The organism is Sphingobacterium sp. UBA7249 (assembly GCF_002472835.1).
Taxonomy (GTDB): domain Bacteria; phylum Bacteroidota; class Bacteroidia; order Sphingobacteriales; family Sphingobacteriaceae; genus Sphingobacterium; species Sphingobacterium prati.
This window is the reverse complement of sequence record NZ_DKST01000030.1, coordinates 286,405-301,017: the sequence shown is the minus strand read 5'-3', so window position 1 is coordinate 301,017 and position 14,613 is coordinate 286,405. Positions and strand designations below refer to the sequence as shown.

The 14,613-nt window shown below is 40.1% G+C and carries 12 protein-coding genes; 7 read left to right on the top strand and 5 right to left on the bottom strand.

Annotation, left to right across the window (positions count from 1 at the left end):
- Positions 1 to 2 precede the first annotated feature (2 nt).
- The 3 genes from B4A24_RS22760 to B4A24_RS22750 all read right to left on the bottom strand — a co-directional run bounded on the left by B4A24_RS22760 (position 3) and on the right by B4A24_RS22750 (position 6,314).
- A complete protein-coding gene (locus tag B4A24_RS22760; RefSeq protein ID WP_293947242.1) occupies positions 3 to 3,233 on the bottom strand; it encodes a SusC/RagA family TonB-linked outer membrane protein in 3,231 nt (1,076 codons plus the stop codon).
- A 644-nt stretch (positions 3,234 to 3,877) separates the two neighbouring features.
- Positions 3,878 to 5,149 (bottom strand): serine--tRNA ligase, encoded by a 1,272-nt coding sequence (gene serS, locus B4A24_RS22755; RefSeq protein WP_293947241.1) that lies wholly within the window; start codon positions 5,147 to 5,149, stop codon positions 3,878 to 3,880.
- 91 nt (positions 5,150 to 5,240) lie between these two features.
- Entirely contained in the window at positions 5,241 to 6,314 is a 1,074-nt protein-coding gene (locus B4A24_RS22750) for a class I fructose-bisphosphate aldolase (RefSeq protein WP_293947240.1), read from the bottom strand.
- Positions 6,315 to 6,406: 92 nt separating this feature from the next.
- Here B4A24_RS22750 and rsmI point away from each other — a divergent pair, with 92 nt between their 5' ends.
- Genes rsmI through B4A24_RS22730 form a run of 4 tightly spaced genes read left to right on the top strand, consistent with a single transcriptional unit; the run spans position 6,407 to position 10,647 of the window.
- The gene (gene rsmI, locus B4A24_RS22745) at positions 6,407 to 7,072 is read left to right on the top strand and encodes a 16S rRNA (cytidine(1402)-2'-O)-methyltransferase (RefSeq protein ID WP_293947239.1); all 666 of its coding nucleotides are present in this window, start codon (positions 6,407 to 6,409) and stop codon (positions 7,070 to 7,072) included.
- A gap of 36 nt (positions 7,073 to 7,108) precedes the next feature.
- Positions 7,109 to 7,828 (top strand): PH domain-containing protein, encoded by a 720-nt coding sequence (locus B4A24_RS22740; RefSeq protein ID WP_293947238.1) that lies wholly within the window; start codon positions 7,109 to 7,111, stop codon positions 7,826 to 7,828.
- Positions 7,829 to 7,842: 14 nt separating this feature from the next.
- The gene (gene lnt, locus B4A24_RS22735) at positions 7,843 to 9,459 is read left to right on the top strand and encodes an apolipoprotein N-acyltransferase (protein WP_293947237.1); all 1,617 of its coding nucleotides are present in this window, start codon (positions 7,843 to 7,845) and stop codon (positions 9,457 to 9,459) included.
- 51 nt (positions 9,460 to 9,510) lie between these two features.
- Entirely contained in the window at positions 9,511 to 10,647 is a 1,137-nt protein-coding gene (locus tag B4A24_RS22730) for a cysteine desulfurase family protein (protein WP_293947236.1), read from the top strand.
- Positions 10,648 to 10,727: 80 nt separating this feature from the next.
- Here B4A24_RS22730 and B4A24_RS22725 read toward each other — a convergent pair whose 3' ends face one another.
- Positions 10,728 to 11,147: a copper resistance protein NlpE gene (locus B4A24_RS22725; RefSeq protein WP_293947235.1), complete on the bottom strand. Its 420-nt coding sequence runs from the start codon at positions 11,145 to 11,147 to the stop codon at positions 10,728 to 10,730.
- Positions 11,148 to 11,232: 85 nt separating this feature from the next.
- Complete coding sequence (locus B4A24_RS22720; RefSeq protein WP_293947234.1) at positions 11,233 to 11,565, bottom strand: tetratricopeptide repeat protein; 333 nt, start codon at positions 11,563 to 11,565, stop codon at positions 11,233 to 11,235.
- Positions 11,566 to 12,045: 480 nt separating this feature from the next.
- On the opposite strand from B4A24_RS22720, the gene B4A24_RS22715 reads away from it, so the two are divergent.
- The 3 genes from B4A24_RS22715 to B4A24_RS22705 all read left to right on the top strand — a co-directional run bounded on the left by B4A24_RS22715 (position 12,046) and on the right by B4A24_RS22705 (position 14,610).
- Complete coding sequence (locus B4A24_RS22715) at positions 12,046 to 12,783, top strand: electron transfer flavoprotein subunit beta/FixA family protein (RefSeq protein ID WP_293947233.1); 738 nt, start codon at positions 12,046 to 12,048, stop codon at positions 12,781 to 12,783.
- Between the two features lie 21 nt (positions 12,784 to 12,804).
- Positions 12,805 to 13,779, top strand: a complete 975-nt coding sequence (locus B4A24_RS22710; protein ID WP_293947232.1) for an electron transfer flavoprotein subunit alpha/FixB family protein — start codon at positions 12,805 to 12,807, stop codon at positions 13,777 to 13,779.
- Between the two features lie 204 nt (positions 13,780 to 13,983).
- On the top strand, positions 13,984 to 14,610 hold the full coding sequence (locus tag B4A24_RS22705; protein WP_172396787.1) for a bifunctional nuclease family protein: 627 nt from the start codon (positions 13,984 to 13,986) through the stop codon (positions 14,608 to 14,610).
- Positions 14,611 to 14,613 lie beyond the last annotated feature (3 nt).

The window sequence follows — 14,613 nt, the reverse complement described above, 5'->3', positions numbered from 1 at the left end:
TATTAAAATGAAACTTTAACATTGATACCATAATTACGTAATGAAGGCTGAGCAGTAAAGTCAAAACCTTGTGCATTACCAGCACCTGATGAATTCACTTCTGGATCTGCATATTTATTTTCGCTTGGTGTCCAAATAAATAGGTTATTTCCAAACACACCGATTGAAGCAGCTCCAAATGGTGTATTTTTCAACATATCTTTAGAGAATTTATAAGTAAATGTAAGATTACGCAATTTAACATAAGTCGCGTCTACAACATTAACCCCTGCTTCCATGTTTGGATAGTAATCGATTTTATCATATGTTGCAGTCGTGTTAACAACAGAATTTCCTGCCGCATCTAGATAAACTGAATTCGGGAAAATCTGGCCGATACGATCGCCTCCTGATTCAGCTGAGGTACCAACAAATCCCATAATATCCTTTGTTCTCGAATAGAACACACCACCTTGTTTGGTATCGAACAAGGCACTCATCGACCAGTTTTTATAACTCAGACTTGTACCCAAAGAAGCTTGGAAATCTGGATTATAGGTACCTAAATATTCTGGCTTAGAAGAAGCTATTGGCAATCCTGTTTTCTGATCCACAATCGTACGACCTTGTGCATCGGTAGCATTTGTAACTCCATAAAACTCACCGTATGGGCGACCTACAGCAGCAACGATACTCATCCCTGAGAAACCACCAACTGACACCTGTTGTACTCCGTCCATCAATTCAACAACTTTACTGTTGTTTTTTGTGAACGTTCCAAACAATTCCCATGTCAAGTTTTCTGTTTTCACAGGTGTTCCTCTCAAAGTCAATTCCACGCCACTATTTTGAACTTTACCCGCATTTACCAAACTAAGTCCGTAACCTGTTGAAAGTGGAATAGGAATACTCAAAATTTGATTTTTCGAATTGTTTTTGTAATAAGTAAAATCAGCAGATAAACGATTGTTAAAGAAGCCCAATTCTGTACCCACTTCGAACGAAGTCGTGATTTCAGGTTTCAAGTTTAAATTCCCAATGGTATTACCTGACATTAAAGCAGATACGTTACCGAAAGGAAAAGATGTTGAACCGAAACCGCCAGCAATTGCACTTCTAGAGAACGTTGAAATCAATTGATATGGATCTGTATCCGAACCTACTTGTGCCCAGTTAGCACGAATTTTTGCATAACTAAACTTACTCTTCAACTCAGGCGAGAACAATTCTGATGCAACAAATGACCCACTTACACTTGGATAAAAGAATGAATTATTTTTCTTAGGCAAAGTGGAAGACCAATCGTTACGTGCTGTAGCTTGTAAATAAGCTATGTTTTTATAAGAAACGTTCAAATCACCGTAAACCCCCACTAAACGACGGTTTGACCAAGTATCTTCGATTAGATCCAATGGGCCGTTGGAGTTCGCAAGGTTATACCATCCTGGAACAACAAGTCCACCGCTTGAATTTGTCGCAGTGCTATTTGAAGTTGTTTTACGCTGACGAATATTATTACCCAACATAAACGACGCTTCCCAATCTTCATTGAAAGTATGTTTGGCCGTCGCCATGAAATCATGAACAATCTCATTTACATTAAATTGGTCAATACGATATTGTCCTGGATCTGTTTGAATATTTCCTTCAGAATAATTACCTGAAGTGTTGTCTATTGGTAAGAAGCTATATTTAGGGGATTCCGAACGTCTACGATCACTGTAATTATCCAAACCAATACGCTCTTGAAAAGTCAACCATTCTGTCGGTTTATAATTCACATTGAAGTTCCCCATAATACGGTTCACATCATTGAAATTATTATAGTTTTCCAACACCCAGTATGGATTCATGGTATAAGCACCATAATACCCATAAACATCATTATGAGCGACACCATTTTCATCCGTATAACCATAACCGTTATAAGGATTAGATAAATCTTTCAAGCCAACAACATCGATATCTCTCGGTGTTTGCAATAAGTTATTGTAAACTGAGCCACCACCTTGTCCACCACCAACATTGTTACTATTGATTCGGCTATAATTTACAGCGATACCAGCGCTAAATTTATTGGAAAATTCTGTTGTTCCGTTAAATCTAACACCATATTTATTATAGTTATCTTTTTTACCTGGATATACGCCATTGGAATTCAAAGCGTTTAATCCTAAATAAAAAGTCGATTTATCCGAACCACCAGAAAAGCTTAAATTGTTGTCAGAAGCAATACCAAGATCAAAGAAATCGCGTACATTGTCCTTCACAGCAGAATACGCTTTTTTCTGACGAACACCGTTTACAGCTTGTCCCCATTCTTGAATTTCACCAGTAAATGGAGCACCCCATGACCAGTTTTCTTTTGGATCATTTGAGTAAATGAGATCCCCCGCTTTATTATAACCTGATGATCCTTGTCCATATTGATTTTGAAATTCAGGTAATTTCAAAATAGATGACAATGTATTGGTGGAACTAAAAGTAATTTCATTTTTAGATCCTTTCTTTCCACTTTTTGTTGTAATAATCAACGCTCCATTGGAAGCTCTTGAACCATACAATGCAGCAGCAGCAGGCCCCTTTAGAACAGTTACAGAAGCGATATCATCAGGATTGATATCATTACCACGGTTACCAAAATCAACACTCGCTAGATCACTAGCTCCACCCATTTTGCTTGTATTATCGATAGGTGTACCATCAACAACAATCAAAGCTTGGTTGTTACCTGAAATAGATGAACCTCCACGCAATACAACGCGAGAAGAGCTACCCGGTGAATTTGATGTGGATGTAATGTTCACCCCCGCAACTTTACCTGCTAACGAGTTAATTGCACTGGAATTGCGACCTTCAGTCAGTTCATCACTCTTGATTGTTGGCGCCGAATAGCCTAAAGAACGTTTTTCTCTTTTGATTGCATTTGCCGTCACCACGACCTCTTCCAACGCATTGTCCTGTCCTGACAAAGATACATTGAACACTGTGCTGTTGTTGTTAACAATGATGGTTTTATCGTCAAAACCAACTGAACGGAAGACAACAACTTTGCCTGCTGGTACATTCAAAGAATAATTACCATCAGCATCTGTCTGTGTCGCTTGATTAGTTCCTTGTACAACCACTGTCACCCCAGGTATTGCTTTACCATCAGCAGATGTAACACGACCACTAATCTTCTTTTCTTGTGCGAATGCAACCGAAGTCAAAATCATTCCGCCAACAAGAAAACTTAGTAATGTTTGTTTCATGTTTTAGTTAGTTAATTTTATTATTTTTCTAATCCTATATATTGATATAAACTATATCCGTTAACATAACTGTCTAAACAGACATTGTTTAGACAATAAACAGAAATATGCAAATAGCACATTGCCATTCATGGGATAACAGTTGAAAATATTTTTGGGAAAGCAAGCTCCAGGTAGATGTAGAGTCAGTCCTTAGATAAATATCCAGCTGTAAATTTGCTCTTTTCAGCATTTACAGTATATAATAGTTAGTGCGATTTTTATTAGCGGTTTCAAATATAGAAAGCCAAAGTTGCTTTTACAAGTTTTTTAACATTCGATCGCAAAAACAAAAAATAACGCAACAAAGGCAACGGTATCTTACAAATTCAAATACAAGATCTATTTTAGAATAAAAACTCTTTAAATAATTTTGAAACAGAATTTTATACGGAATCACCTATATTTAACAAAATATTAACAATGTTATAAGAAATCATTAACATAACTATTTTCTTATTTTTTGTAAGGAAAAAAAGAGTAATTTATAACGATTCTAAAGTTCTGTCAAGGCAAAAAAGCGAAAAAAAAAGAGACTTTACCTGCTCAGGTAGAGTCTCTTTCTAGTAGAAGTCCCGAAATAGGGACGCTATTTAATACATCGACTAATCAATGTACTCAAATTTGGTATAGGGCACCAACACTGCTGGAATCCGGATGCCTTTTTCCGTTTGATTATTCTCTAATATCGCAGCGACAATCCGTGGCAGCGCCAATGCTGAACCATTTAATGTATGGGCCAATTGCATTTTTCCATCTGAATTTTTAAAACGTACTTTCAATCGGTTGGCTTGATATGTTTCAAAATTAGAAACAGAAGATACTTCTAGCCAGCGTTTTTGCGCAGAACTATACACCTCCATATCATAAGTCAACGCGGAAGTGAAACTCATATCACCACCACAAAGACGCAATACACGATAAGGTAGTTCTAATTTTTGAAGCAAACCTTGTACATATAGACTCATTTCTTCCAAAACTTCATAAGATTTTTCTGGATGGACCAGCTGTACCGCCTCAACTTTATCAAACTGATGTAAACGGTTCAATCCACGCACATGGGCTCCATAGGAACCTGCTTCACGGCGGAAACATGGTGTATAGGCGCAATGCTTAATGGGGAACTGTGCTTCCTTAACAATGACATCTCTGTAAATATTGGTTACCGGCACCTCTGCCGTAGGGATTAAGTATAAGTTGTCATTATTGACATAATACATTTGTCCTTCCTTGTCCGGCAACTGCCCAGTAGCAAAAGCGGAGTCTTCGTTAACCAAAATGGGCACTTGCACCTCTTCATACCCCTGCTCTGCTGCCTGATCCAAAAAGAAATTGATCAATGCGCGCTGCAATTTTGCGCCTTTCCCTTTATAAATCGGAAATCCTGCTCCTGCGACTTTTACACCGAGCTCCAGATCCACAATATCATATTTGTTTAATAATTCCCAATGTGGCAATGCATCTTCTGATAAAGACGGAATTTCACCATTCGTTAAAACGACCTCATTATCATCGGCACTCACACCAACAGGAACAGATTGATGCGGTAAATTAGGCAATTGAACAATCTTATCATTCAGTTCGATTTCAATCGCTCCTAATTTATCCAATAGTTGCTTTACCTGATCTTTATATCCGGATGATTGGGATTTAACGGCTTCAGCTTCTTCTTTTTTTCCTTGGCGCATCAGATCTCCAATCTGCCTTGCTGCCGCATTAGCTTCGCCCGAAAGTGCGTCCGATTCCGCTTGGATCTTACGGCGGTCTTCATCTAAGCTGATGATTTCGTCGACCAATCCAATTTCCTTGAAATGCTTGACAGCCAATCTTTCGATAACCGTATCCCTGTTTTCACGGATATAATTTAATTGCAACATAATATAAATGTGTTATTTAAAAAATAGTGAACAAAGATAGTGAAAATTGCCGCTTTTTGGCAATAATTACAGTGATTATCCACTACACATCTTATACTATCGTAACTTCTTCACATAAATAGACATCCTGGATTGCATGTAGCAATTCAACCCCCTCGTTCATTGGCTTTTGGAAAGCTTTCCGACCAGATATCAGCCCTGTACCTCCAGCTCTTTTATTGATTACAGCGGTTTTTACAGCTTCTTGTATATCGTTCTGCCCCGAAGCTCCGCCGGAATTGATCAGCCCTGCCCTGCCGGCAAAGCAGTTGAGCACCTGATAGCGGCAAAGATCAATCGGATGGTCTGATGACAACTGCGAATACATGCGGTCATCTAATTTGCCATAACTACTTTTACCCATATTGAGGGCTTTAAAACCACCGTTCAGTTCGGGTAGCTTTTGTTTAATAATATCTGCTTTTATCGTCACCCCAAGATGGTTGGCCTGCCCGGTTAGATCTGCAGCTAAATGATAGTCCTTGCCTTCTGCCTTAAACGCCGGATTCCGCAAATAACACCACAATACCGTTGCCATCCCAAGTGAATGTGCTTCTTCAAATGCCTTTGCCACTTCGATGATCTGACGGTCGGACTCTTCCGAACCAAAATAAATAGTCGCTCCAACAGCTACGGCCCCCATATTCCAGGCTTCGCGTATCGTTCCATACAGGATTTGGTCGGCACGGTTGGGATAGGTCAACAATTCATTGTGATTGATCTTGACCAGAAAAGGGATCTTGTATGCATATTTCCGGGATACGGCCCCCAGTACGCCAAAAGTCGATGCGACAGCATTACAGTTCCCTTCAAGTGCCAATTTTACGATATTCTCCGGATCAAAATACTGCGGGTTGGGTGCAAAGGAAGCGCCGGCGCTATGTTCAATCCCCTGATCTACCGGCAATATGGACAGGTATCCTGTATTGCCCAGCCGGCCGGTTCCAAAAAGCTGGCCCAAACTGCGTAATACCTGTGGTGTACGGTCGCTAGCACCATATACCTGATCAATAAATGTCGCTTCAGGGAGATGAAGCACGTTTTTCGAAACCGCTGGTTTGTCAAAAGCCAATAGATAATCTGATTCCGCACCTAGATGTGCCTGTATTTTTTCAATGTATTGCATAATGTATTTCTTGCATTTATATAGAAAATAACTCCAAAATAGACAGAATGTTTTAGCACCCATTATATAGTAAAAAAAACTTAACTTTGGCCATGTTATATTTAGTTCCAACACCTATTGGCAATCTGGAAGACATGACCTTTCGTGCAGTCAATATTCTGAAAGAAGTAGACATTATCTTAGCTGAGGATACGAGGACAAGTGCTCCCCTTCTAAAGCATTTTGGTATCGAGAAAAAAGTATTTGCGCATCATCAGCATAATGAGCATAAAGCAGTTTCTGAAATCATTAAATTTCTGAAAGAAGGACAGAACATTGCTCTTATTTCAGATGCCGGAACACCAGCGATCTCCGATCCGGGTTTTTTATTGGTCAGAGCGGCTATCAAAGAGGGACTGGAAGTACAATGCCTACCCGGTGCCACCGCTTTTGTACCGGCACTGGTCAACTCGGGTCTGCCCAACGACCGTTTCTGCTTTGAAGGTTTTCTGCCTGTAAAAAAGGGACGCCAGACTCGTCTAAAGGCATTGGTGGAAGAAAAGAGAACCATGATTTTCTACGAATCACCGCACCGTATCCTCAAGACAATCGAAGAGTTTATTACGATTTTCGGTGCGGATAGGCAGGCTTCTATTTCCAGAGAATTAAGTAAATTGTATGAGGAGAATGTCCGCGGAACATTAACTGATTTAAAATTACACTTTGAAAACAATCCAATCAAAGGAGAATTTGTATTTTGTGTAGGTGGATTGGAATAAATTTTGACAATCTTTGATTAATAAAACGTATTTGACATGAACATGGAACTATTTGCACAGGATGGACAGGATATAAAAATCATTGAAAAATTGGTTACCAAAGTCCAGGATATGCTTACTCCGGGAGAAAAAATAGATTATATCGCCGTACAGAAAAAACCTGCGGTGACAATTTTACCAGATAGTATCACCATTAGCAATAAACGCATTTTTATGTGCGAATTTACCAAATTAGGTCTAGCAACCGATTTTGAGATCTTTGGCTGGCAGGATATTAAGGATATTGCCTTCAAAGAAGAGATCTTTGGATCAAAGGTTACTGTCATTCCATTTACCGGTGAGAATTTAAGTATTGATTACATCCCAAAAGTACAGGCAAGGAAACTCTACCAATATATTAAAGCTGCTCTTGAAAACTACAAAAAGGCAGAACTGGCCGCTGAAAAGGAAAAGATCGTAATCGCTCCTAGCAGCCCCCGGGAGGTAGTGGTTGAGAAAATTGAAAACAACCTGCCCGCTCCAGTAGCAGTGCCCGCACCGGTAATTACCCCGCCGGCCCCTGTAGTACAACCTGCGGCATCAGCACCGGTTGTACCACCGACGGCTCCTATCCCCACTCCTGTTGCGCCGATTGCTGAAGAGGAAGATGATGAAATTACCTTAAAGCTTAAAAAACTAAAGACACTCTTTGACAGACAACTGATCACACAGGAGGAGTACGAGCAAAAGAAAAAAGAAGTTTTATCCAGTTTATAACATAAGTGGATATCGTGAAGAACAACTATCTATTGGCACTTTTAAGTGCCTTTTTATTGTGGTTGGGATGGCCACCCATCCCCTATTCGAGCGTACTGCTTTTTATCGGATTCCTGCCCTTATTGATTGCGCTGGAAAACATCATACGCAGCGAAACCATCAAAAAGAAAGGTAAAAAAATATTTCTGACCGCAGGTCTGACGGCGGTAGTCTGGAACACTGCGTCCATTTACTGGGTATACAATTCGATCTCAGCAGTGATGCCGCCTTTTGCCGCAATTCTGATCAGTTTGATCCCCTTTTGTCTCGGAGCTGCATTAATGGCTATTGCGTTCACCTTGTATTATCAATTAAGGCGCAAAGCTTCGCTTTTGTTATCGCTTTTTGGATTAATGGGTTTCTGGATCAGTTATGAATTTCTGCATGCAACCTGGGACCTTGCCTTTCCTTGGATGACTTTGGGAAACGGATTTGCCAACTTTCATCAACTCATCCAGTGGTACGACATGACGGGCGTATATGGTGGATCAATATGGATCTGGCTGGTTAATATTTTGGTTTTCGTGCTCTACCTCAATCGAAAAGGTGTTTACGAACTCAGAAACAGAGCGATTCCTGTAGTTTGTTTAATGCTGGTCATACTCGTTCCAACGGTCTTTTCTTTGGTTCGCTACTTCAATTATGAGGAACACCAAAATCCCGCACAGGTTGTGGTTGTACAGCCAAATATCAATCCTTACATTAAATTTCAGCTTAGCCCAGAGGAACAATTAAACACCTTGTTTACCCTTTCAAGTTCAGTGGCCAAACCCAATACAGAGTTCTTTATCTGGCCCGAAACTGCTCTTTCACAAAACGGCGATTTTGATGAAGAAAACCTGCGTGACACTTATTCCTATCAACGGATTCTGCAATTTTTGGATCAGTATAAAAATGGTAATGTCTTATCCGGCATAGAAAGTTATCAATTGTATAATTACGCGAAGACAGCCACTGCCCGCGAAGTTTCCCCTAATATCTACAAGGACAACTTCAATGCAGCAACATTGATTGACTACTCATCCAAACTACAATTTTACCACAAATCCAAATTGGTACCCGGTGTCGAACAGATGCCCTTTGGAGCGGCAATGAATTTTTTAAAACCTTTGTTCAAGGCTTTCGGTGGAACAACGGGAGGCTACGGAAAACAGGCCGAGCCTTCAGTTTTCTATGCACAAAGTGGCATCGGTGCTGCCCCGGTTATCTGCTATGAATCCATCTGGGGTGATTATGTGGCTAAATATATTAAAAAAGGAGCTCAGTTTATCGCTATCATTACCAACGATGGCTGGTGGGGCAATACTTCGGGAAAAGATCAACATTTGCAATATGCAAAATTGAGGGCCATTGAAAATCGGCGCTGGGTTGCCCGCTCGGCGAATACCGGAGTATCTGGCTTCATTAATCAACGGGGTGATATTGTACAGCAGACTAAATGGTGGGTACCCGCAGCATTGAATCAGGAGATCAATTTAAATGAAGAGCTGACAACCTACACCAAAGTTGGGGACATCGCTGCCTACATTGGTTTAGCAATCGCTTTGGGTGGATTTTTTATATTGATAAAAAAAAGACCAAATTCTGATTAAAAATAAACCGTAATGCATTTGATTTACTTCCGAGATTTGTAATTTTGCAGCATGCAAGTATATTTTGACAATGCAGCGACTACAGCCTTAGATCCTGAAGTTATAAAAGTAATGGTAGATGTGATGGACAATAATTTTGGAAATCCATCTTCTATTCATAGTCATGGAAGACAAGTAAAAACAATAGTAGAAAAAGCACGAAAGACAATCGCCAACCTACTCCACGTATCTCCAGCAGAAATTTTCTTTACTTCGGGCGGAACCGAAGCCGATAATATGGCCATTGTACGTTCGATCACGGACTTTGGCATCACGCATGCGATTACCTCACCGATAGAACACCACGCTGTTTTACATACGTTGGAAGAACTTGAAAAGGCGGGAAAAGTCCATCTTGACCTACTCGATGTGGACGATAAGGGTAATTTAGACCTTAATCAACTCGAAGAGCTCCTGAGCCAAAATCCCCGCACTTTTGTTTCTATTATGCACGCCAATAACGAGATCGGAAATCTCAATGACATTCAACGTATCTCGGAATTATGCCGGCAATATAACGCGATCTTTCATTCGGATACTGTACAGACGATGGGGCATTATCCACATGATCTAGGTCATCTTAAAATTGATTTTATTACCGGTGCTGCCCATAAGTTTCACGGTCCAAAAGGTGTGGGATTCCTTTATATCAATGCAAATAATAAAATCAAACCTTTGATTTACGGCGGCGCGCAGGAACGGAATATGCGTGGTGGAACTGAGAATGTGTATGGTATAGCTGGCCTGGCTAAGGCTCTTGAACTTGCCTATGAACATATGGAAGAACATCATACTTATATCCAAGGGCTTAAATCATACATGATTGAAGAGCTGCAAAAAGCCATTCCAGCTATTGAATTCAATGGTGTCACCGACCCCGATAAATCATTATACACTGTACTTAATGTATCTTTTCCTTGCAGTGATCTAGCTGACATGCTATTATTCAACCTGGATATTGCGGGTATCTCCTGTTCTGGTGGAAGTGCCTGTAGCTCTGGAACAGATATCGGTTCACATGTGCTAGGTGCTATCAAAACAAATTCAGACCGCCCGTCGGTTAGATTCTCCTTTTGCAAAAACAACACAAAAGAGGAAGTGGATTTCGTTGTGTCGACGTTAAAAGAGCTTTGTTCAAAAAACAGCTAGAGACAAAAGATATAAAAACAAAAAATCCGAAGAGCATTCTCTTCGGATTTTTTATATAAATTTTATAACATTATTGGATTTCAGTTCTTCGTCAGCACATAGTATTTGGAAATATCGCCGGTAATATCATTGCCTGATAGATCCAACTGACTCAAAATATGATTTCCCAATTTGAATTTGTAATCAACTCCATCCAACGTAATAATATTTCCGTCCAATTTCCATTTCCCTTCACGCACGAAAACATCATCACTTTTGTTGAGGTATTTGGACGAATACTTATACGTATTGTCCCCATGTAAGGAAATAAGAGTTTCTATTCCATCGCAATCGGCACAGGGCATTATCCCTTTATACTCTCCAATCACAATTTCACCTTTGTCCCTTCCTTTTAATTCCTGCAAATTATCTTTATAAACCGCTACACTCTGTTTCGGATTATCACATCCCGCCAGCGCAATCATCACCAACAATCCCACCGTCCAAATAAACCTTTTCATCTCATTCCAAATTCAAAAAAATCAGCATCTAATAGTTACACCCATAAAATTCATAACAAATTAGATACCAAAAATTTAGAACGGATTAAAAATCATCATCATCATCGTCCACCAAAAAAGACAAAGCACCCTGTAACTCACCCAAGGCATGGAAATTACGACTTTTACGGGCAATGTCAATTCCACTTTTATATGTGATGATGGCAAGTTCCGGTTTGTCCAGTTTTTCATATAATTTACCCAAATGATAATACGTTCCTACGTAATCAGGATGTTTATCTATCAGCTGCTCAAATCTCGCCAAAGCTTCCTGCTCCTCATTTTGTTTCAGGTACTCCGCAGCTATGGCATATTTTAAAAAAGGATCTTCGGGGCTCTCCTTCAAAAATTCGTTGAGTTGATCCAATCGTGTCGACATATCTTTTTTATTTCAAACTTAACTAAAATTACGTTCATCTGTCAACCTGCAAATAATTATTTTTATTGAGTTACGATCCCGATAGCCAATCCACAGCCATAATAAGGTCATTCCTCTCGAATGATCATCTGCACTGCCAGCTGTTATTTGGGATCCTCCTGCTCGTCTGGATAAAGCTGCGATCAAACATAGCTGATTTAGACGCAGGAAGAAATTGCCAATATTACTATGCTAGCATATAAAATGACACTATACTGACGCAAAATTTTCATTAAAAAAAAGAACGCGAATCTTGCCGATATTTAATAAAAATATCAAATAGATACGATAAAATTACAAATACAATAAATTTTGATAAAAAAATTGAAATAAATTAAAAATAACACAACGCATTAGATTACTATTGAATCGAAATTTCACACACTCGTGGACTTTTTAATTGGCAGAAAATATGGTAAGTTTGGGTAAAACCAATCGTATATGAAAATATTAGTTTGTATAAGTAATGTCCCTGACACTACATCGAAGATCACTTTTACAAATGACAACACAGCTTTTAATACCGCTGGTGTGCAGTTTATTATAAACCCTTATGATGAGATTGCTCTTTCAAAGGCAGTTGAACTGGCTGAAGGTGGAAAAGGAACAGTGACTGTCATCAATGTTGGAGATGCATCCACCGATGCGACCATCCGCAAAGCATTGGCTATAGGCGCTGACAATGCAGTACGTGTTAATGCTGTTCCTAGAGATGCTTGGTTTGTGGCCAATCAAATCGCAAGTTATGCAAAAGATAATGCTTTTGATCTAATTTTAACCGGACGTGAGTCAATTGATTATAATGGTGCTCAGGTGGGCGCTATCATTGCAGAATTGCTAAATATACCATCGGTATCCATTGCTAAAAAAGTTGATGTCACTGCTGATGCAGTCAGCGTTGAACGCGAAATAGAAGGAGGCAAAGAAGTCGTGACAGCCAAACTTCCAATCGTTATTGGCACAGCCGAGGGTGTTGCGGAACCTAAAATACCTAATATGCGTGGTATTATGAGTGCACGTACCAAACCCCTGGATGTACTGGAACCGTCCACTGTTGATACACTTTCTCGCATTGTTGCCTACGAGACTCCAGCTCCGCGTGGTACTGTAAAACTGGTTGATCCAGCAGAGGTTGAGAAACTGGTTTCGCTCTTGCATGATGAAGCCAAAGTTATTTAATCATTAAACTCCGAAAAAATTATGTCAATACTCGTATATGTAGAAAATACTGATGGAAAATTCAAAAAGTCTGCTTTTGAAGTAGTTTCTTATGCGAAAGCCATCGCCGATAATACAAATAGTGACCTTGTCGCCATCTCTATTGGCAATGTTGCACAGGATGAACTTGCTACATTGGGCAACTATGGTGCATCGAAGGTACTAACGGTCAATACTGATCAACTTTCTTCCTTCGTCAATCAGGCTTATGCGAGCATTATCGCAGAAGCTGTCAAAAGCACAGGAGCGAATCTACTTGTACTTTCCAACTCATTTTCGGGCAAAGGGCTGGCACCCCGCATCGCGGCAAAACTTCATGCTGCACTCGCTGATGGGGCTTTGTCTTTACCGACTATCGAAGGTGAAAAGTTAACCGTCAAAAAGACCGCGTTTTCGAATAAAGCATTCGCTACGGTGGAATTGACCGCTACAATCAAGGTGATCGCACTAAGTCCCAACGCCTATGAAACCAAGGAAACTGGCGGTACTGCTGCGGTAGAGCCATTTACCGCAAATGTCGCTGCTACAGATTTCTCGACAATCGTGAAGGAGATCGTACGGGCGACAGATAAAGTTTCCCTACCCGAAGCAGAGATTGTTGTATCCGCAGGCCGAGGACTAAAAGGTCCGGAAAACTGGGGGATGATCGAAGAGCTGGCTGATGTCCTTGGTGCTGCTACCGCTTGTTCAAAACCGGTATCTGATGCAGGATGGCGCCCACACTCCGAACACGTTGGCCAAACGGGTATTGTTGTCAGCCCTAATCTTTATATCGCTATCGGTATCTCCGGTGCCATTCAACATTTGGCTGGAGTGAGTTCCTCAAAAACTATCGTTGTCATCAACAAGGATCCCGAAGCGCCATTTTTTAAGGTTGCAGATTATGGTATTGTTGGCGACGCTTTTGATATTGTCCCTAAATTGACACAAGCATTGAAAGCTTACAAAGGAAATTAAGCTTTTAATACCCTATATTCCTCCCCATTCATTTAAAGAAATGTATGGGGAATTTTTTGTTTGTCATTACGTATTCGCAATTTGGGCTATTAAAAAAGATTTTAATGATCTAGGAGAGATCGATAAATTTGTTCACAAGGAACGTAATTATAATTGCATATAAAAGCAAATTTATCTAAGTTTGTAGACCGCTTTGGAATTAAAATGAAGAAAATCAGATTAGATATCGTTGGTTTATCCTATAGTCAAACACAATCTGGGGCTTACGCCCTGGTATTGGGAGAAGTGGAGGGCAACAGAAGATTACCCATCATTATTGGCAGCCATGAAGCCCAAGCCATTGCTATTCGGATAGAAAAAATGATTCCAAGCCGTCCCCTTACGCACGACCTATTTCAATCCTTTGCTGAATCTTTTGGTATCCAACTTGTTGAGGTACTCATCTATAACCTGATTGAAGGTATTTTTTATGCGAAGATTATTTGCTCTGATGGCAATAAAATAGTCGAAATCGATGCACGCACTTCCGATGCCGTGGCCTTGGCGGTTCGATTTGAAGCTCCGATTTATGCCTATGAATTTATTATGTCTTCTGCAGGGATTATCATTGAGGGGCATGAATTCGCATTTTTGGAAAATCTGGACAAAGCCAACAAAATGCAAGATCCTAGCATGATTGAGGTCGAAGAAAAAACGCCATCCAAATCGCCTAACAACCCATTTTCTTCATTGACAGATGAACAATTGGAGCAGGCACTCAATCAAGCGCTGACGGAAGAGAATTACGAGCAAGCAGCATTGATTAGAGATGAAATTTCCAAAAGAAAATAGCTC